This is a genomic window from Pseudomonas mosselii (assembly GCF_005796105.1).
GTDB lineage: Bacteria > Pseudomonadota > Gammaproteobacteria > Pseudomonadales > Pseudomonadaceae > Aquipseudomonas > Aquipseudomonas mosselii_C.
In genome coordinates this window covers 64,717-83,033 of record NZ_VAUO01000013.1, presented here as the reverse complement: position 1 = coordinate 83,033, position 18,317 = coordinate 64,717, and the positions used below count along the sequence as shown (strand labels likewise).

Here is an 18,317-nt window from a genome sequence, read left to right as displayed (position 1 = left end):
GTGACGATCCTTTACTGGAGCACGGCCAATTGGTAGGCCGTGTACTTGCGAATGTTGATCACGCCGGTATCGAAGATCAGGTACTGGCCCTTGATGCCCAGCAGCGTGCCCTCGACCACCGGGTCCTTGTCGAGGTTGAAGCTGACGATCTTTTTCGGGTACGCCTGGACCGGGTACTTGATCTGCACCACTTCGGCGTCCGCCAGCGGCTGGATGGCCTGCAACCCGAAACGCGCCTGGAGATCGCCAATGCCCTCGGCGCAGGCGTCGAAGATCTGCTCGCGGATCGCCACAAGGTCGAGCGCCTCGGCATCGCCCTTGAGCAGCGCGCGCCAGTTGGTGCGGTCCGGCACCTGGCTACGCAGGATGTCTTCGACCAGGCCCGATTGCTGGCGCGTGGCCACGCGCATGATCGGCAACGCCTGGCTGGCGCCTTGGTCGAGCCAGCGGGTCGGCAGTTGCGTGGCGCGGGTGATGCCCACCTTGATGCCCGACGAGTTGGCCAGGTACACCACATGGTCGGTCATGCAGAACTGTTCGCCCCACGACGGCTCGCGGCAGGTGCCTGCGTCGTAGTGGCATTTTTCCGGGGCCATGATGCACACGTCGCACTGCGCCAGCTTGGTCATGCACGGGTAGCAGTAACCCTGGCTGAAGCTGGTCTTGGTGCGCTTGCCGCAATGGGTGCAATGGATGGCGCCGAGGTACTCCAGGCGGATCGACTGGCCGATCAGCGGGTTGACCGGCACTTGCGTTTCATCGAGGCGGAAACTGTACTGCACCACCGGTGCTTCCAGACGCACCGCCATCTTGCTCAAAGAGCCACGAGCGAGTTCGATCAATGTACCGAGTCCGACTTGAACAGGATGTTGGGGATCGGTGCGGACTTGGACGCGCATTCCTGCGGGCCCATGTAACCGGTGCGCTGCTCCTCGGGGAGGTTCTGCATCTCCCAGGCGATCACCGCCTGCAGCGACAGCTCCTTCTGCTCGGTGGTCAGCTTGCGGCCGTCGGACCATTTGCCGATTTCCACGGCCGTCTTCAGGCTCTCGTAGATTTCCGGGGTAATGTTTTCGATCATTTGCGCGAATGTGGACATGCGGTCTCCTCAGTCAGGCGGCTAGTTTACGCCGGGCGATCATTCCACCCAAGAGCCCCGTCAGGCATCCGATGAGCAGGCCGCCGACATGCGCCGCGTTGGCGATCTCGCCAAAACCCAGCTTGCCGACCACGCCGCTCAGGCACACCAGCAGCCAGATCAGCATCATCGCCAGCACGCCACGGGGCAGTTTGAACAGCGGATTGGGCGCCAGCCAGTGGTACAGCCAGACATGCCCGAGCAGACCGTAGAGCACCCCGGAAAGCCCGCCGAACAGGCCAGGCCCGCTGGTCAGATGCTGGGCGAGGTTGGAAACCAGGCTGAACAGCAAGGTCAGCCCAAGCAACATGCCCGGGCCCTGACGCAGCTCGATTCGCCGCCCCAGTTCCCAGAACCACATGCCGTTCATGGCCAGGTGCAACACCCCGAAATGCAGCAGCATCGGCGATACCAGGCGCCACCACTGGCCCTGTTCCAGGCTCTGCGTCAAGCCTGTGAAATACAGGTATTCGCCCTGTACCTGAAACGGCAGGAAGGTGAACCAGCCAATGGTCGCGAGGTTATCGCCCAGGTTGGTCACGCCCGCCACCAACAGGCATAGCAACAGCACGCCTGCGGTGACCTTGCAGGCCAGCGCCTGCGCCTTGAGCGACGGCCGGGTAGGCTCGGCGACTGGCTGCGCCAACTGGATCTCGTCACTGCCCTCGGGGTAGCGGCGATACAGTTCCAGTACATCCTCGGCCACCGCCGGCGGCACCCAGAGCACCTGCTCTTCGCCCTCTTCCACCACCCGATGCGGGACCTGCAAGCGGCGCAGCAAGGCGACGAAGCCGGCCAGGTCCACGCTCACTGGCAGGCGCAACACTTCGATCACGTTCATTGATTGGCCTGCGGGCGTTCGACATCCACCCACACGAACTTGCGCGGATCGATGCGGGTTTCGTCATCCAGCCGGTAGGCGGCCAGCTTGCCGTAGAGCACGGCGCTGTAGTCCAGACAGGCCAGGTTGTCGCGGATCGGTGCCGGGCGACCGCTGCGCCAGTAATGGCCGACGAACAACAGGGGTTCAGCCTCCGAATAACGCAGCAGGGCGTTCTTCTGGCTATGGCTGAGCGGCGTGCGGGCCACTTCGTCGGGCAAGGCATCGGGCTGGAATACGATATCGCCGTAAGTCTGCGGATCTTCCTCCCAGAACTTGGTGCGGAAGAACGCACGGGTCAGGCCGTCACCACCGGTGAGCGTCAGACCATCGGGCAGGCGCATGTCGGTGCCACGCAGCAGGCGGTTGCACACGGTCGAGGCAAAGCTGCCGGAGACCGCCGACGCCTGGACGAAGTGCTCGTCGATGCAGCCATTGGGGTATTGCCGACGCAGCGGCTCGATCAGTTGAGGATCCCAACAGGCATGTACCAAGCGGAAACGCCCTGCATCGACGAACAGCGGCAGCTCGTAGAACCACTGGATGAAATCGTGCCAGTCACCGGGATGCTGGGCGAACTGCGTGAGCGTCTCGTCGATCAGCCGGGCGTGGCGCGGGGTATGCTCGCGCACAAACGCCTTGCCGCTTCCAGGCAGCGCCGGCGTGACCCAGCCCAGCGCGTTGTATTCGTGGTTGCCCATGATACAGAAGGCCTGCCCGGCCTCGACCATGTCGTGCACGATATGCAGCGCCTCGCGAATACGCGGGCCTCGATCGACGATATCGCCGAGGAACAAGGCCTGGCGCCTTGGGTGGCGCCAGACGCCGGAAACCCGCTTGTAGCCGAGCGCGTCGAGCAGCCGCTCCAGCGTGAGGGCACAGCCATGCACGTCACCGATGATGTCGAAACTGCGCGCCGGATCAAGCATCAGTCGTCCCTGCCGCCCAGGCGGCTGCCCCAACCGAGCTTGGTGCGGCAGACCTCGTAGTAGTTGTGGCCCAGCGGATGGATCAAGCGCAGCTTCTGCGGTTTCTTGCTCACCGTGATGGTATCGCCAGGGGCACAGGTGAAATGGTTCTGGCCGTCGCAAGAGACTTGCGGGTAGATCTGCAAGTCATTGGACACCACGATTTTCAACTCGCTGTTGCCGTCTACCACGATCGGCCGGCCCGACAGGGTATGCGGGTACATCGGCACGATGACGATGGCGTCGAGCTTGGGGTGCATGATCGGACCGCCGGCAGACAGCGCGTAGGCCGTGGATCCGGTAGGCGTTGCGACGATCAGGCCGTCGGCCTTCTGGCTGCAAACGAACTGGCCGTCGATGTGGATTTCGAACTCGATCATCCGGGTCGACTTGCCCGGATGCAGGACCACATCGTTGAGCGCATCGCCCTGGCCAATGGCCTCGTGATGGCGGCGCACCTCGGCCTGCAGCAGAAAACGGTTCTCGACCAGGTAATGGCCATCGAGCACCTCGGCGACCTTCTCTTCCAGCTCGTCCGGGCGGATGTCGGTGAGAAAGCCCAGGTTACCGCGGTTGATGCCCAGTACCGGGATGTTGTGACGGGCCAGGGCGCGAGCGGCGCCCAGCAGACTACCGTCGCCGCCGACCACGATCACCAGGTCGCAGACCTCGCCCAGCAGCTTGCGCGTGGAGGTCTGCAAGCCGTGACCAGGCAGCACCTCGGCGATGGTGTCCTCGAGAATCACGTGCAGGTGGCGCTCAAGCAGGAATTTTTTCAGTCGGCGAATGGTGTCGAGCACCTGGGAGCTACCAAGGCGTCCGATGATACCGATATTGCGAAATTGCTCCATGATGCTCCTGCAAGGCTCTGCGGCGGGTAACGATGGCAGGATTATGGGCGAAACGACCGGCTAGCGGCAAACCGGCTATGCTCGCTGGATGACGCCTTTCGCCGCCCTCGAACCCCTGCCCCGCCAGTTGCACCATCCTGCGGTGCGTGACCTGGCCTGGGTAATCGTGTCACCGCCGCTGCTGGGCCAGGCCCCGTGGCCGCAGCGCCACCCGCTGGCGGGCAGTGCCTGGGCTGACGATCCGGCGCACCTGGCCGCCTGGCTAAGCACCCTGGACCACGACCCTACGCCGTTGCTGACCTGGCTCACGCGCCTGGGCAGCCGTCGCCTGGGGCTGTATTACGAATGCCTCTGGCAGTTCGCCTTGCAGCAGGCGCCGGGCATCGAGCTGCTGGCAGCGAACCTGGCGCTCCGTGACGGCGGACGTACCTTGGGCGAACTGGACATCCTGCTGCGTGACCGCGACGGCGACCATCACCTGGAGCTGGCGATCAAGCTCTACCTGGGCCCCCAGATCGGCGCCGGCCAGGACCCTGCGCAGTGGCTCGGCCCCGGCTGCCATGACCGACTGGGCCTGAAGCTTGCACACCTGGCCGGCCACCAGTTGCCGATCTCGGCGCAGCCGCACGCTCATGCAGCCTTGCACGGCCTGGGTATCGACCACGCCCAGGCACACCTGTGGCTGGGCGGTTACCTGTTCTACCCCTGGACAGGCTCTGCCACGCCTCCCGCAGGTGCCCATCCAAGACACTTGCGCGGTCACTGGCTACACCGACGCGACTGGCCAACTGGGGCCGGGCGCTGGCAACCGCTGGCGCGGCACAACTGGCTGGCGCCCGCACGGATCGAGGCGGACCGTTGCTGGACACCGGCGCAGTTCGAACACTGGCTGCATGCACTGGACGACACGGCACCAGCTTATTTGCTGGTGAACGTAGAAAAAGAAGCAGACGGCGCCTGGCAGGAAACCGAGCGGGTATTCCTGGTGGCCGACCGTTGGCCACACCTGAACCCAGCCGAGCCCTTGCTCGCACCAACGTCCAATCCTTGATCGCGGCGTCAGGCCAACACATTTCTGGCATACCGCGCTACGCTGACAGCAGCAGGCGCCAGCAAGAGCGCCCCACCAACCTGATGACGAGGACCGACTATGGTTGAATCCACCCCCGCGGCGCACTATGCACGCGCATCGATCGTGCTGCACTGGCTGATGCTGGTGCTGCTGGCCGCCGTCTACGCCTGTATTGAGTTGCGCGGCCTGTTCCCCAAAGGCAGCGCCGAACGCGACGTGATGAAAGACCTGCACTTCATGCTCGGCTTGAGCGTATTTGTGTTGGTATGGCTGCGCCTGGCCCTGCGCCTGTCGCGCCCCACTCCGGCCATCGTGCCCAAGCCACCGGCTTGGCAGACTGGCCTTTCGCACCTGATGCACCTGCTGCTGTACCTGATGATGATCGGTCTGCCGCTGGCCGGCTGGACGATCCTCAGCGCCGCAGACAAACCGATCCCGTTCTATGGCCTGGAATTACCCAGCATCGTCGCTCCCGACCCAGACTTGGCCAAGTTCGTAAAAGGCTGGCATGAGCGCATCGGCGGCTGGGGTTACTGGCTGATCGGTCTGCACGCCCTGGCCGGGCTGTACCATCACTACGTACGCCGCGACAACACGTTGCTGCGCATGCTGCCTTACAAGTAACCGCGCCGCCCCTGTAGCCCGCCGGTGTGCACGAACACCAGGCGGGTGCCCGGGGTGAAATGCCCAGCCTCCACGTACTCACGCAACGCCAGCAAAGCCTTGCCGGTGTACAGAGCCTCCAACGGCAGGCAGGCCTGGGCCTCGCTCTGCCCAATGAACGCCAGCAGTTCGGCGTCAAGGCGGGCGAACCCGCCCCGGCAAGCGGCATGCAGCTGATAACCCGTAGGCCCGGCCAGGGTCAGCACGTTCTCGCGCACACCATGATCCAGCGGAACCGCTAACGCACCATGCACCGGGCGCCGACCGGCTTCGGCGAGCACCAGGCCAGCCAAGGTGGTGCCGGTCCCGGCAGCCAGCCACCAGGCGTCGTAATCCTCCCAGCCCAGCTCTGCGAGCTGCGCCTGGCACTGCTCGACGATCAGCGCACACCCGCGTGCACCGGCCAGGCCACCGCCGCCTTCGGCGATACAATGCCAGCCGGGGTAACGCGCCTGCCACGGCTGCCAGAAATCAGCACGGTGGCGCTCGCGATAGCCCGCATAGCCAAGCCAATGCAAGGTCATGCCAAAAGCCCGCAAGTCACGCACCGTGGGGGTGTCCTGTTCATGCCCGCGCAACAGCCCGACGCTGCCCAAGCCAAAGCGCCTGGCAGCGGCGGCCAGGGCATGCAGGTGATTGGAGTGGTTCCCACCCAGGCTGATCAAGCCCGGCGCTTGCGCTTGGCGCGCGTGCAGCAGGTGGTGGCGTAGCTTGAACCACTTGTTGCCGCTGATCAGCGGATCGACCAAATCCAGACGCAATACCGCAGCCTCGACCCCGGCTAACCGGAGCCAGGGCAGTTCGAGGCGTTGCAGAGGGGCTTGGGGCAGACTGAATACGGACATGGCGCGAGTCTATCAGTTGCCGGGCTGTATCGCCGTGGCCCGGCACTCTGTTAACCGCCCCCCACAGGATTGCGGCAAGCCTGAATCCAGCGCCGCCCCTGTAGGCGCGGCCTCGCGCCGCGAACACCGGCATAGCCGGTGCCATCCACGGCGCTGCCCGACAAAGCCTTGTACCGCCTATAGGTCTAGCGCTTGATCACAACTCGGCAGCCAGCCGCGAACCTTGGTTGATCGCCCGCTTGGCATCCAGCTCGGCGGCCACATCCGCTCCACCGATCAGGTGCACCGACTGCCCGGCCGCAACCAACCCGTCGTACAACTCGCGCAACGGCTCCTGGCCTGCGCAGATAACGATGTTGTCCACCGCCAGCAGTTGCGGCTCGCCGTCGGCGATGCGCACATGCAGGCCGGCATCGTCCACCCCCAGGTACTCCACGCTGTTGAGCATTTGCACGTGCTTGTTCTTGAGTCCGGTACGGTGGATCCAGCCGGTGGTCTTGCCCAGGCCGTCGCCCACCTTGGTTTTCTTGCGTTGCAGCAGGTACACCTGGCGCGCTGGCGCAGAAGGCTGAGGTTGAATGCCGGCTACCCCGCCACGTGCTTGCAGGTGCGTGTCGATGCCCCATTCCTTCCAGAACGCCTCACGATCCTGGCTGCTGGCAACGCCCTGATGGACCAGGTACTCGGACACATCGAAGCCAATGCCTCCCGCACCGATCACCGCAACCCGCTGGCCCACAGGCTTGCGCTGCAACAGCACGTCGAGGTAGCTGAGCACCTTGGGGTTGTCGATACCGGGTATCGCCGGCGTGCGCGGAGCGATGCCGGTGGCCAGGATGACCTCGTCATATCCCCCGGCCTTGAGGGCGTCGACATCAACACGGGTGTTCAGGTGCAGCTCGACACCGGTGCTGCGCAGCTTGTTGGCGAAGTAGCGCAGGGTCTCGAAGAACTCCTCCTTGCCCGGCACACGCTTGGCCACGTTGAACTGCCCACCGATCTCGGCACCTGCGTCGAACAGCGTCACCTGATGGCCACGCTCAGCCGCCACGGTGGCGGCCGCCAGTCCAGCAGGGCCTGCGCCGACCACCGCAATACGCTTGACGATACGCACCGGCAGGTAGTTGAGTTCGGTCTCGTGGCAAGCCCGCGGATTGACCAGGCAACTGGTCAGCTTGCCGCCAAAGGTGTGATCCAGACAGGCCTGGTTGCAGCCGATGCAGGTGTTGATTGCGTCGCTGCGCCCTGCGGCAGCTTTGTTGACGAACTCAGGGTCGGCCAGGAACGGCCGGGCCATGGAGACCATGTCGGCGTCGCCCTCGGCCAGCACCGCCTCGGCCACCTCCGGGGTGTTGATGCGATTGGTGGTGATCAACGGAATGCTCACCGCGCCGCGCAGCTTGGCGGTGACCTTGCTGAACGCCGCGCGTGGCACCTTGGTGGCGATGGTCGGAATCCGCGCCTCGTGCCAACCGATACCGGTGTTGATCAGTGTGGCGCCGGCCTGTTCGATGGCCTTGGCCAGTTGCACGATCTCTTCCCAGTTGCTGCCGCCCTCGACCAGGTCAAGCATCGACAGACGGAAGATGATGATGAACTGCGCGCCCACCGCCTCGCGCACCCGGCGCACGATCTCCACCGCCAGACGCATACGGTTCGCGTAGCTGCCACCCCAGCGGTCGGTGCGCTGGTTGGTGTGGGCGGCAAGGAACTGGTTGATGAAATAGCCTTCCGAGCCCATGATCTCGACACCGTCGTAACCGGCACGCTGGGCCAGGCTTGCGCAGGTGACGAAATCGGCGATCTGCTTCTCGATCCCTTCCTCGTCCAGCTCACGCGGCTTGAACGGATTGATCGGCGCCTGGATGGCGCTCGGCGCGACCTGTTTCGGGCTGTAGGCATAGCGCCCGGCATGCAGGATCTGCAGGCAGATCTTGCCCCCGGCAGCGTGCACCGCCTCGGTGACGATACGGTGCTTTTCGGCTTCTTGCTCGGTGCTGAGCTTGGCCGCCCCCGCATACACCCCGCCCTCTTCGTTCGGCGCGATACCGCCGGTGACCATCAGCCCCACCCCGCCCCGAGCCCGCTCGGCAAAGTACGCCGCCATGCGCTCGAAACCGCCTGGACGCTCCTCGAGGCCGGTGTGCATCGAGCCCATCAGGGTGCGGTTACGCAAGGTAGTGAAGCCCAAGTCGAGAGGGGCCAGCAGGTTTGGGTAGCGGTCGGTAGCCATGGAAGGACTCCCCAGGTGGCGTGATCACGGAAGTGCGGGCGCCTCTGCATGCTCGGCGGGGCCCGTCGTAGGTCTGAGGTGGACATTAAACAGGCGTTTGAATGCGCTCAATGATCGAAACTGACAACTTATTGATCCCGCTGCACAGCAGGCTTACCCTAGGGCACTGGCTCGCAAACTGCCGATGTTTAGCGCGCCAGGAGACCATAACCCTTATTGCCTACGGTACTGACTGCCTCCTTATGCGAAAACTGCTTGCCAGCGCGTTGCTGCTGGTCACCCTCGCCGGCCTCTGCGGCTATGGTTTCTGGACCTTGCAACGCCCGGAAGGCCACTATCTGTCAGACCTGCGCATCGAGTTGGCGCTCAACCAGGGCGTGCCAGGTGAGCACGGCAACCTGCTGGGGATCGAGCCTCTGCTGTTCCCCAGCGACTACCAGAACCTCTCGCGGCTGCACCGCAAACTCTCCGCCTACCTCGAACACGCTCGCGCCCAAGGCCTGGTGAATACCCGCACAGTGGTGGTGCTACCCGAGCATATCGGCACGTGGCTGTGGGCCCGAGGCGAGAAAAAAGAGCTGTACCAAGTCACCCAGCGCCGCGAGGCTTGGCAATGGCTGGAGTTGAGCAATCCGGTACGCTATGGGCTGGCACTGCTTGGCGCCAACGGCGACGACCGGCGCAGCGACGCGCACCTGCGCATGAAAGCCGCGCAGATGGCCGCCGACTACCAGCACCTGTTCGGCGGCCTGGCACGGGAGTTCGGCGTCACCCTGGTGGCCGGTTCGATCGTTCTGCCTGCCCCGTATGTCGAGCATGGCGTGCTGCACGTCGGCAGCGGCCCACTGTTCAACACCAGCCTGGTGTTCGCCAGCGACGGCAGCGTAATGGGCCAGCCGCAGTATCAGCAGTACCCGGACAGCGAAACGCGCCGCTATGTACACGGCGGCCAACAGCACCCGTTACACGTGCTGCAAACCCCTGCCGGGCGCCTGGGCGTGCTGGTGGGCAGCGACAGTTGGTACCCAGCCAATCACCAGCAACTGGCAGCGCAGTCGGTGCAACTGATTGCCAACCCGGCGTTTCTCAGCGGCCGCCAGAGCTGGCAGACCCCCTGGCGCGGTAACCGCCATCAACGCGCCGCAGCCACACTGCCGCTGCGACGCGGTGAGGTCAGCGAACAGATCGCCTGGCAACGACTTACCCTCGACGCCAGCCAAGGCATCAGCAGCATGAGTGTGTTCCTGCGCGGTCAGTTCTGGGAGCAGGCAGGCGATGGCCAAGGCTTTGCCAGCCAGGCCGACACGCTCTGGGCCGGCAGCGCCAACCCCGGCGCACGTCTGCTCAACTTGTGGCTGTAGCATGAGCCGCGCACGGGTACGCCTGGGGGACCTTTCGGTAGGGTTCACCCAGCCGCTGGCCGAGGCGCTGCGCGCAATGGGGCATGACCCTCAACCGCTGCTGGCGCGCTACGGACTGGATGAGCGGCGCCTGGGCGAACCCGGCGCGCGCCTGTCGATTCCGCGCTACATGCACCTTGGTCACGCCGCCATAACGCTGTGCCAGGAGCCGGCACTAGGCCTGCGCATGGGCAGCTTGAGCCGTCTGGCACAAGCCGGGCTTGCCGGCGTCACGGCAGCCCAGGCGCCCACGCTGGGCGAGGCGGCCCGCACGCTGCTGCGCTTCGAGCCGCTGTATGCAGCGAATTACCGTGGCCATTCGCGCTTCATCGAAGATAGCCACGGCGCGTGGCTACGGTTCTACTCCATCAGCCCCTACAACCACTACAACCGCTTCGTGGTCGACTCGCTGCTGGCCGGCTGGCTGGCGCAACTAGGGGCATTGGTAGGCCGGCCAGTGCGCGCCGAGCGCCTGGAGATCGAGTTCGATGCCCCGGATTACGCCGGGCAGTATCAACACCTGAGCTGCGCACCCGTGCAGTTTGGCGCCGCCGCCAACCAATTGCGCCTAAGCCCTGCCACCTTGGCGCAGGCCAATCCCCAGCATTGCCCCAGCACCTGGAGCCACTTGCTGCAATTGTGCGAGGCAGAGCTGGCGCAACGCACCCGTGTCCGCAGCCTGAGCGAGCGTATCGTGCATTTGCTCGGCCCACTGCTCAATGGCGGCCGCGAACCGGACCTGGAAGAAGTGGCGCAGCATCTGCAACTGCCCACCTGGACGCTACGCCGCAAGCTCGCCGAGGAAGGTACGCGCTTTCGCGACCTGCTCAACGACACGCGCCGCGACCTGGCCGAAGCGTACATCCGCGACACCGAGCTGGCGTTTGGCGAGATCGCCTATCTATTGGGGTTTGCATCGGCTGAGGCCTTCCAGCGCGCATTCAAGCGCTGGACGGGCCTGACGCCGGGGGAACATCGCCGCAAGCAGCGACGGGTGGGCTAGAGTTCGGTGGCATCGTCTGCCGGTTCCGGGGTGTCCAGCTCGTACGCCTGGAATTCCAACAATTCTTCCTGATAGTCGTCCATTGGCCTGTGTCCTCTTTCTTCGCTCATCGTTCATGGGTCTGACCGCCACCCTATGTCAGGTGAGTGACGGCTTGATGACAGGCCCTGATGGATAAACGTAGCAGCCGCTCAGGCAGTTATCGACCTATTACAGCGACGCTGGCGCCTGCTCGGCCTCAGGTGCCTGCTGCTGTACCTGGATCGGCGCTGCCTCAGCGGGCGGCGCGATCGGTTGCGAGCCCTGACTGTCATCGACCACCGGCGCTGCGGGCGCTTCACTGGCCGGCACTGCCACGGCAGGCGCAGCGCTCTCTGGAGCCGCTGGAGCCGCGACCGCCGCCTCTGGTGCGCTGAGCGCAACCGGCGCAGACGGCGTCAGCGACGCAGGGGCAGGCTCAGGCAGGCCCAGATCCTGGGCGGGCTGCTCAACCTTCGGCGGCTCGGCGGGAGCATCGGCTTTTTTGACCTTCTTCGGTTTTGGCAGGTAACTTTCGACCAGCGCGAAGTAGCGGTCATAGAACTGCGGCGCCGACACGGTCTCGCTGGCCACCTTGACCATCGAATCGTCGGTAGAGCCGATTGGCATCGACACCGAGCCGAGCACGCCAACCCCCAGGCTGGCCGAGGTATTGGACTTTTTCAGGGCGTAGCGATCCTGCAGCGCGTTGGCGAACATGGTCGAGCGCTGCTTGTCGCTCATGTCGGGCACGCAGGTGATGTTGAAGCTGATCTGGATGTGGTTTTCGGCGTTCTGCTGGAAGCTCTTGTTACCGGCTACCTGGTTGGCATCGGCGCTGGTGATGATATAGCCCTGGCTGAGCAGCGCACGGCGCGCCGCCTCGCAAGAGCCGGCCTCACTGACCGAAAAACTGCGCGAGAACGTGCCCGAGTCGTCGAAGTTCTCGTGCTCGTAGATGGCGGGCTTTTTCGAAGCGCAACCCGACACGCCCGCCAGCACCAGGGCCAGCCCGAGCGCACCATAAAAGGATGATCTGGACATCGTGAATTCCGGGGTAAATCGAACGGCGCCTATTGTGCAACACATCCACAAGGCACTGAAACCTTCAAGCTGCAAGGTTCATGTAAAGTCAGATTAAAAGATGGCCCAACATTGACGACTATTCCCACAACTGAATGCGAACAATCCCACACAATATGTATGGACGGTCTGACCGAACACTCGGGATTTCCTGAATAGACTTGAGCCCCCAGCTCGAATCCAAGGAGCCACGAGATGAAACACCGCCCCGTCCGTCAAAAACTCCTGTTGAGCCTGACGCCATTGCTGCTGGTCACAGCGCTCCTGGCACTCACCGGCGTGCACAGCTTGAAGACCCTCACCCATCGCGCCGAACGCCTGGTCTCGGTGAACTACATACTCGACGACCTCAACGACATCCGCGCGGCCCAAATGGCGTATGCACTGAACGCAGACCCGGCAGAACTCGGCGTGCTGCGCAAGGCGCATCGGCGCATGAACGACCTGATCGATGAAAACCTGGCCAAGATGCCTTACCCCCAGGCACAGGCTAGCCTGCCGGCCATCCGCCAGATCATGGACCGCTATGCGGAAAACCTCGAAGCAGGCCTCACGCAATTGGCAGGCCCGCGAGGCAGGCAATTGACCGAGCAGGTACTCAAGGCCATCGAGCAGGTCAACCTGCTGATCAGCGAGCAGAACGCGCGCAGCGCCCGCGAACTCCAGCAGCGCTCGCGCATGATGATCGGCATGCTGTGCGCAGGGCTGCTGCTGGCTGGGCTGGCGGCCTGGATGCTGATCCGCCAGATAGGCCAGCCGCTGCAACAGGCCCTGGACATGGCCCGACGCATCGGCGAAGGCAACCTGAGCGCGTGCGAGCTGTCGCCACGCCGCGATGAATTCGGCCAACTGCTGCAAGCACTGGCGCGCAGCGGCGAGAATCTGCGCGGCATCCTGCAACAGATGGATCAGGTCAGCGCGCGCCTGTCGGCGTCAGCCAGCGCCTTGACCGGTGTCATCGAACATACCAGTAACGGCGTCGCTACCCAGCAAGCCGAAACCGCCCAGGTCGCGGCGGCCATGGGGCAGATGGCCACTGCCGTACAGGAAGTGGCGCAGAATAGTTCGCAAGCCAGTGAGGCCACACGCCAGGCGACTGACAAGGCCAACCTCAGCCATCAGGTTGTATGCGCTGCGCAGCAACAGATCGACCAATTGGCACGGGATATCGAAAGCAGCGCCGATGCGGTGCAACAGCTGTCGAGTTCTACCGAACAGATCAGCAGTATCACCACGGTGATCCAGTCAGTGGCCGAGCAGACCAACCTGCTGGCACTCAACGCAGCCATCGAAGCCGCTCGCGCGGGCGATGCGGGACGCGGCTTCGCGGTGGTAGCCGACGAAGTGCGCAGCCTGGCCCAGCGCACGCAGAACGCCACTGCCGAAATAGAAACCCTGGTGGCATCACTTCAGGACAGCGCCCGACATGCCGTACAGCGCATGCAGGGCAGTCGCAACGTGGCCTGTACCACCGTGACCCTGGCCAATCAGGCCAGCGAAGCGCTACAGGTCATTACCACCAGCGTGGACGATATCCAAGGCATGAACCAGCAGATCGCTGCCAGCACCGAGCAGCAAAATGCGGTGGTTCTGACGATTCATCGCAATGTGCAAAGCGTGCGGGATGTGGCCGAGCGCTCGCTGAGCGCGACCCGACAAGTCGAAGACGCCTCGGCCGAATTGGAGGGATTGGGACGCGAACTGAAGGGTCTGATTGGTAACTTCAGGTTATGATCGGCCACAAACTAAAAAAGCGACCCTAAGGTCGCTTTTCAAGACGCTTCGAGCTGTTCAAGGGACTCGAAGCAAAAGATGGCGCAGCGGACGGGACTCGAACCCGCGACCCCCGGCGTGACAGGCCGGTATTCTAACCGACTGAACTACCGCTGCGTATCGCTCGGGCTTGCACCCGAATGAAACTGGGATCTGAGCTTTCAAGCGATGAATCGCGAAAGCCAGACACAAAAAAGGCGACTTTCAATCGCCTTTTCTGGTTTGCTTCAAGCTGTTCAAGGGGCTTGATGCAGAAGATGGCGCAGCGGACGGGACTCGAACCCGCGACCCCCGGCGTGACAGGCCGGTATTCTAACCGACTGAACTACCGCTGCGTATCGTTCAGGCTCGCGCCTGATTGAAACTGGGATCTGGCCTTTCGGCCTCAGACCGGTGCAAGCACCCATCTGGATAAAATGGCGCGGCGGACGGGACTCGAACCCGCGACCCCCGGCGTGACAGGCCGGTATTCTAACCGACTGAACTACCGCCGCGCATAGTTGGACTTGCGTCCTGTTCCTCTCTGCCAATTTGCTTCTTTCGAAACACTTGAACCAGGAACGTCTCAGGAAGTGGTGGGTGATGACGGGATCGAACCGCCGACCCTCTGCTTGTAAGGCAGATGCTCTCCCGGCTGAGCTAATCACCCCCGCGATGTTGCTTGTTGCGTTTGCTTCGCTGAGGCCGCGAAATTTACGCAGGTACCGATGCTAAGTCAATAGCCCCATTGAAGTTTTTTTAAAAAAGATCAAAAAGCAGTGGCAAGCTTCGAGCTGCAAGCACCAAGCAAAAGCCGGGGGCCCCACACCGACACATCAGCGCTTGAAACGACGAAGGGACCTCGCGGTCCCTTCTTGCAGCTTGTTACTTGTTGCTTACCGCTCAGGTGTAAATCATCTTGCGCGTCATGCCGCCATCGACCACGAACTCCTGGCCGGTGACAAACCCCGCCTGGCGCGACAGCAACCAGGCCACCATCGCCGCCACGTCTTCCACCGTCCCTACCCTGCCCGTCGGGTGCTGGGCATGATCGGCGTCGCTCAAGGGCTCTGCGCGACGCTGCGACGGATCGCGCGCATCGATCCACCCAGGGCTCACCGCGTTGACGCGGATCTCCGGGCCCAGGCTCATGGCCAAGGCGTGGGTCAAGGCCACCAGACCACCCTTGCTCGCCGCATACGCCTCGGTGTCCGGCTCCGATTGTCGGGAACGGGTCGAGGCAAGGTTGACGATGGCCCCGCCGTGGGCACGCAGGTACGGTGCGCAATGCTTGGCCAACAGCATCGGTCCACTGAGGTTGACCGCCAGCACGCGGTTCCACTGGGCAAGCGACAGACTCTCGAGCGTCTGGTTATGCGGATTGGCGATGGCCGCATTGCACACCAAGGCATCCAGGCGACCGAATTGCCCCAGCACTTCGGACACCCCGGCACTGACTTGCGCTTCATCGGCTACATCCATGGCGATGAACCAAGCGTTATCACCCAGCGCCTTAGCCACTTTGCTGCCACGCTGGCGATCAAGATCGCTCAGCACCACCTGCCAGCCCTCGCAGATCAACCAGGCAGCGATGCCTAGACCGATGCCGCGCGCGGCACCGGTAACCAGGGCCACCCGGCCGTTATGGCCCGGCTCGCCACCTGTCCAGTCGATCACAGCGCTGCCAGACCGCGCGCGAGGTCGGCTTGCAGGTCAGCTACGTCTTCCAAGCCGACTGCGACGCGGATGAGGCTGTCACGGATACCCGCCGCTTCACGCTCCTGGGGCGACAGACGGCCATGCGAGGTGGTGGCCGGGTGAGCGATGGTGGTCTTGCTGTCGCCCAGGTTAGTGGTGATGGAGATCACCCGAGTGGCGTCGATGAAGCGCCAGGCGCCCTCTTTGCCGCCCTTGACCTCGAAGCTGACCACCGCGCCGAAACCGCTCATCTGGCGCTTGGCAAGCTCGTGCTGCGGATGGCTTGGCAGGCCGGCATAGTGAACCTTCTCCACGCCATCCTGCTGCTCCAGCCATTCGGCCAGGGCTTGGGCGCTCTGACAGTGCGCACGCATGCGCAGCTTCAGGGTTTCCAGGCCTTTGGTGAAGATCCAGGCGTTGAACGGGCTGAGCGTCGGGCCTGCGGTACGCAAGAAGCCCACGACTTCCTTCATCTGCTCGGCACGACCGGCGACCACGCCACCCATGCAACGGCCCTGACCATCGATGAACTTGGTTGCCGAATGGAGCACGATGTCGGCACCCAGCTTGAGTGGTTGCTGCAAGGCCGGGGTGCTGAAGCAATTGTCCACCACCAGCATCGCGCCACGGGCGTGGGCGATTTCGGACAGCGCGCGGATATCCACCAGCTCAGCCAGCGGGTTGGACGGCGACTCGACGATCAAGAGCTTGGTGTTGGCCTTGATGGCTTTTTCCCAACCGCTCAAGTCGACCAGCGGCACATAGTCCACCTGCACACCGAAACGCTTGAAGTATTTCTCGAACAGGCTGATGGTCGAGCCGAACACGCTCTGCGACACCAGCACGTGGTCGCCAGCGCTGCACAGCGACATGACCACCGCAAGGATCGCCGCCATACCGGTGGAGGTGCCCACGGCCTGCTCGGCGCCTTCCATGGCCGCCAGGCGCTCCTCGAAGGCGCGCACGCTAGGGTTGGTGTAGCGCGAGTAGACGTTGCCCGGCGTTTCGCCCGCAAAGCGCGCAGCCGCGTCGGCGGCCGTGCGGAAGACATAGCTGGAGGTCAGGAACAGCGCCTCGCTGTGCTCGCCCTCCGGTGTACGGTTCTGACCGGCGCGCACCGCCAGGGTGTCGAAACCGACACCCTCGAGGTCACTGTCCAGTCGTCCGGCATCCCATTGATCCGTCATGCCGTCGCTCCCAAATCAGTTGTTGTAGAGGTCGATGATCGCGCTGACAGCCTGGGTCTTGACCTTCGCCAGGTCGTTACGGGCCTGTTCGATGCGGTTCAGGTAGGCCTCATCGATGTCGCCGGTGACGTACTCACCGTTAAACACCGCGCAATCGAATTGCTCGATCTTGATCTTGCCGCCACCGACCGATTCGATCAGGTCTGGCAGGTCCTGGTAGACCAGCCAGTCGGCGCCAATCAACTCGGCCACCTGTTCGGTGGTGCGGTTGTGGGCGATCAGTTCGTGAGCGCTCGGCATGTCGATGCCGTAGACGTTGGGGTAGCGCACCGCAGGGGCTGCGGAGCAGAAGTAGACGTTCTTGGCACCGGCTTCGCGGGCCATCTGGATGATCTGCTTGCAGGTCGTGCCGCGTACGATCGAGTCGTCCACCAGCATCACGTTCTTGCCGCGGAACTCCAGCTCGATGGCGTTGAGTTTCTGGCGTACGGATTTCTTGCGCGCCGCCTGGCCGGGCATGATGAAGGTACGGCCGATGTAGCGGTTCTTGACGAAGCCTTCACGGAACTTCACGCCCAGGTGGTTGGCCAGCTCCAGCGCAGCGGTACGGCTGGTGTCCGGAATCGGGATGACCACGTCGATGTCGTGCTCGGGGCGCTCGCGCATGATCTTGTCGGCCAGCTTCTCACCCATGCGCAGACGCGCCTTGTACACCGACACACCGTCCATGATCGAGTCCGGGCGGGCCAGGTAGACGTGCTCGAAGATGCACGGCTTGAGCTGTGGATTGGTCGCGCACTGTTTGGTGTACAGTTGGCCGTCCTCGGTGATGTACACCGCCTCGCCCGGCGCCAGGTCGCGGATCAGGGTGAAGCCAAGCACGTCGAGCGCCACGCTTTCCGAGGCGATCATGTACTCAACGCCCTCGTCGGTGTGACGCTGGCCGAACACCACCGGGCGAATGCCGTTGGGGTCACGGAAGCCGACGATGCCGTAGCCGGTAACCATCGCGACCACGGCGTAGCCACCCACGCAGCGGCTGTGCACGTGGGAAACCGCCGCGAACACGTCCTCTTCGGTGGGCTGCAACTTGCCGCGTACTGCCAACTCGTGGGCGAACACGTTCAGCAGCACTTCGGAGTCGGAGTTGGTGTTGACGTGACGCAGGTCGGACTCGTAGATCTCCTTGGCCAACTGCTCGACGTTGGTCAGGTTACCGTTGTGCGCCAGGGTGATGCCGTATGGCGAGTTGACATAGAACGGCTGTGCCTCGGCCGAGGTGGAGCTACCTGCGGTCGGGTAGCGCACGTGGCCGATGCCGATGTTGCCCACCAGGCGCTGCATGTGGCGCTGCTGGAAGACGTCGCGCACCAAGCCGTTATCCTTGCGCAGGAACAACCGGCCGTCATGGCTGGTCACGATACCGGCAGCGTCCTGGCCGCGGTGCTGGAGGACCGTAAGCGCGTCATACAGCGCCTGATTGACGTTCGACTTACCGACGATACCGACGATGCCACACATGCGAC

At 63.6% G+C, this 18,317-nt stretch carries 16 protein-coding genes, 4 tRNA genes and 1 pseudogene; 6 read left to right on the top strand and 15 right to left on the bottom strand.

The window, feature by feature from the left end; translation table 11 throughout:
- Positions 1–11: 11 nt before the first annotated feature.
- The 5 genes from FEM01_RS20840 to FEM01_RS20820 are packed head-to-tail and all read right to left on the bottom strand — an operon-like array spanning position 12 to position 3,837.
- Entirely contained in the window at positions 12–842 is an 831-nt protein-coding gene (locus FEM01_RS20840; RefSeq protein WP_138221351.1) for a DUF2797 domain-containing protein, read from the bottom strand.
- Complete coding sequence (locus FEM01_RS20835) at positions 839–1,099, bottom strand: YeaC family protein (protein WP_138221350.1); 261 nt, start codon at positions 1,097–1,099, stop codon at positions 839–841. Before FEM01_RS20835 ends, FEM01_RS20840 begins: the two co-directional genes overlap by 4 nt.
- Before the next feature lie 13 nt (positions 1,100–1,112).
- Positions 1,113–1,979 carry a rhomboid family intramembrane serine protease gene (locus tag FEM01_RS20830; protein WP_138221349.1) on the bottom strand — a complete coding sequence of 289 codons (867 nt, stop codon included), beginning with the start codon at positions 1,977–1,979 and terminating at the stop codon, positions 1,113–1,115.
- Positions 1,976–2,947 carry a metallophosphoesterase gene (locus tag FEM01_RS20825; RefSeq protein ID WP_138221348.1) on the bottom strand — a complete coding sequence of 324 codons (972 nt, stop codon included), beginning with the start codon at positions 2,945–2,947 and terminating at the stop codon, positions 1,976–1,978. The genes FEM01_RS20830 and FEM01_RS20825 overlap by 4 nt, the downstream gene beginning before the upstream one ends.
- Positions 2,947–3,837 (bottom strand): NAD(+) kinase, encoded by an 891-nt coding sequence (locus FEM01_RS20820; RefSeq protein WP_138221347.1) that lies wholly within the window; start codon positions 3,835–3,837, stop codon positions 2,947–2,949. The genes FEM01_RS20825 and FEM01_RS20820 overlap by 1 nt, the downstream gene beginning before the upstream one ends.
- 88 nt (positions 3,838–3,925) lie before the next feature.
- Between FEM01_RS20820 and FEM01_RS20815 the strand changes: the two genes are divergently transcribed.
- Positions 3,926–4,888: a DUF1853 family protein gene (locus FEM01_RS20815; protein ID WP_138221346.1), complete on the top strand. Its 963-nt coding sequence runs from the start codon at positions 3,926–3,928 to the stop codon at positions 4,886–4,888.
- 99 nt (positions 4,889–4,987) lie between these two features.
- A complete protein-coding gene (locus FEM01_RS20810; protein ID WP_138221345.1) occupies positions 4,988–5,533 on the top strand; it encodes a cytochrome b in 546 nt (181 codons plus the stop codon).
- Here the strand turns inward: FEM01_RS20810 and FEM01_RS20805 are convergent.
- Both FEM01_RS20805 and FEM01_RS20800 read right to left on the bottom strand, forming a co-directional pair.
- On the bottom strand, positions 5,524–6,417 hold the full coding sequence (locus FEM01_RS20805) for a 1-aminocyclopropane-1-carboxylate deaminase/D-cysteine desulfhydrase (RefSeq protein ID WP_138221344.1): 894 nt from the start codon (positions 6,415–6,417) through the stop codon (positions 5,524–5,526). The genes FEM01_RS20810 and FEM01_RS20805 overlap by 10 nt on opposite strands.
- Positions 6,418–6,613: 196 nt before the next feature.
- Positions 6,614–8,650, bottom strand: coding sequence for an NADPH-dependent 2,4-dienoyl-CoA reductase (locus FEM01_RS20800; protein WP_138221343.1), 2,037 nt, complete (start codon positions 8,648–8,650; stop codon positions 6,614–6,616).
- A gap of 242 nt (positions 8,651–8,892) precedes the next feature.
- On the opposite strand from FEM01_RS20800, the gene FEM01_RS20795 reads away from it, so the two are divergent.
- Positions 8,893–10,011, top strand: a complete 1,119-nt coding sequence (locus FEM01_RS20795; RefSeq protein ID WP_138221342.1) for a nitrilase-related carbon-nitrogen hydrolase — start codon at positions 8,893–8,895, stop codon at positions 10,009–10,011.
- Position 10,012: 1 nt separating this feature from the next.
- Positions 10,013–11,053 (top strand): AraC family transcriptional regulator, encoded by a 1,041-nt coding sequence (locus FEM01_RS20790; RefSeq protein WP_138221341.1) that lies wholly within the window; start codon positions 10,013–10,015, stop codon positions 11,051–11,053.
- 210 nt (positions 11,054–11,263) lie between these two features.
- Here FEM01_RS20790 and FEM01_RS20785 read toward each other — a convergent pair whose 3' ends face one another.
- Positions 11,264–12,115 carry a DUF2242 domain-containing protein gene (locus FEM01_RS20785; protein WP_138221340.1) on the bottom strand — a complete coding sequence of 284 codons (852 nt, stop codon included), beginning with the start codon at positions 12,113–12,115 and terminating at the stop codon, positions 11,264–11,266.
- A gap of 234 nt (positions 12,116–12,349) precedes the next feature.
- Between FEM01_RS20785 and FEM01_RS24840 the strand changes: the two are divergent.
- Positions 12,350–13,030 (top strand): annotated as a pseudogene (locus tag FEM01_RS24840) (methyl-accepting chemotaxis protein); the annotation flags it as partial.
- Positions 13,031–13,057: 27 nt separating this feature from the next.
- Positions 13,058–13,888, top strand: a complete 831-nt coding sequence (locus tag FEM01_RS24835) for a methyl-accepting chemotaxis protein (protein WP_416781377.1) — start codon at positions 13,058–13,060, stop codon at positions 13,886–13,888.
- A gap of 79 nt (positions 13,889–13,967) precedes the next feature.
- On the opposite strand, the gene FEM01_RS20775 is transcribed toward FEM01_RS24835, so the two are convergent.
- The 7 genes from FEM01_RS20775 to purF all read right to left on the bottom strand — a co-directional run bounded on the left by FEM01_RS20775 (position 13,968) and on the right by purF (position 18,312).
- Positions 13,968–14,044 (bottom strand) — tRNA-Asp (locus tag FEM01_RS20775).
- 141 nt (positions 14,045–14,185) lie between these two features.
- Positions 14,186–14,262: transfer RNA gene (locus FEM01_RS20770), tRNA-Asp, on the bottom strand.
- 82 nt (positions 14,263–14,344) lie between these two features.
- Positions 14,345–14,421: transfer RNA gene (locus FEM01_RS20765), tRNA-Asp, on the bottom strand.
- Between the two features lie 79 nt (positions 14,422–14,500).
- A tRNA-Val gene (locus FEM01_RS20760) sits at positions 14,501–14,576 on the bottom strand.
- A gap of 233 nt (positions 14,577–14,809) precedes the next feature.
- Positions 14,810–15,583 (bottom strand): SDR family oxidoreductase, encoded by a 774-nt coding sequence (locus tag FEM01_RS20755; RefSeq protein ID WP_138221338.1) that lies wholly within the window; start codon positions 15,581–15,583, stop codon positions 14,810–14,812.
- Positions 15,580–16,791, bottom strand: coding sequence for an O-succinylhomoserine sulfhydrylase (locus FEM01_RS20750; RefSeq protein ID WP_138221337.1), 1,212 nt, complete (start codon positions 16,789–16,791; stop codon positions 15,580–15,582). Before FEM01_RS20750 ends, FEM01_RS20755 begins: the two co-directional genes overlap by 4 nt.
- A gap of 15 nt (positions 16,792–16,806) precedes the next feature.
- Positions 16,807–18,312: an amidophosphoribosyltransferase gene (gene purF / locus FEM01_RS20745; RefSeq protein ID WP_138221336.1), complete on the bottom strand. Its 1,506-nt coding sequence runs from the start codon at positions 18,310–18,312 to the stop codon at positions 16,807–16,809.
- Between the last annotated feature and the right edge of the window lie 5 nt (positions 18,313–18,317).